The sequence below is a fragment of the Mesorhizobium sp. M1163 genome (genome assembly GCF_040318415.1).
Lineage (GTDB): Bacteria > Pseudomonadota > Alphaproteobacteria > Rhizobiales > Rhizobiaceae > Mesorhizobium.
Genome location: NZ_JAMYMF010000110.1, coordinates 1 through 694, shown reverse-complemented (window position 1 = coordinate 694; position 694 = coordinate 1). Strand labels below are relative to the sequence as shown.

The 694-nt window shown below is 62.2% G+C and carries 1 pseudogene; it reads left to right on the top strand.

What is annotated here, in order from left to right:
- Window positions 1-15 precede the first annotated feature (15 nt).
- Window positions 16-694: pseudogene (locus NKH43_RS35235) on the top strand (IS5 family transposase); the annotation flags it as partial.

Genomic DNA, 694 nt, shown 5'->3' with positions numbered 1-694 from the left:
TCTGAGGGAATCGCGATGGCAGTGAAGCAGACGGGCCAGTTGAGCTTGGCGGAGGCTTTTCTAGGCACCAAGCTTGTGGGCGGCACTTCGCCGCTCGACCGATTGTCGGGTCTTGTGAAGTGGTATCGGTTTGAGAAACTGCTCAACCCGCTGCGTGATGGCGGTCCGGGTCGGGCGGCTTGGCCACCGCTGGTCCTGTTCAAGGCGCTTTTGTTGCAATCGCTCTACGGGCTTTCGGACCGTGAGTTGGAAGAGGCGCTTGGCGACCGGCTGTCGTTCCGGCGCTTTGCCGGGCTCGGGCTGGAGGAGAGCATTCCCGATCACACGGTGCTTTCGCGCTTTCGCAATCTGCTTGTCGGCGAAGGTCTGCTCGATAAGTTGTTTGGCGAACTGGACCGGCAGTTGGAGAAGGCCGGCGTGATCCTGAAGCGTGGCACGATGCTGGATGCCACGCTGATCAATGCGGTCTCGTCACCGCCGACGCTTGAGCGGCCGTCGAAGGATCCAGATGCCCGCATTACCGCGCGGCAGGGCAAGGCCGGCTTCACCTTCGGCTACAAGGCTCATGTCGGGATGGATGAGGGGCTCTGGCCTGATCCGCACGGTGATCACCACACCAGCCAACGTCAACGACACGGTCGTGGCTGACACCTTGATCTGCGGCGACGAGAAGACGGTTTGGGCGGACGCCGCC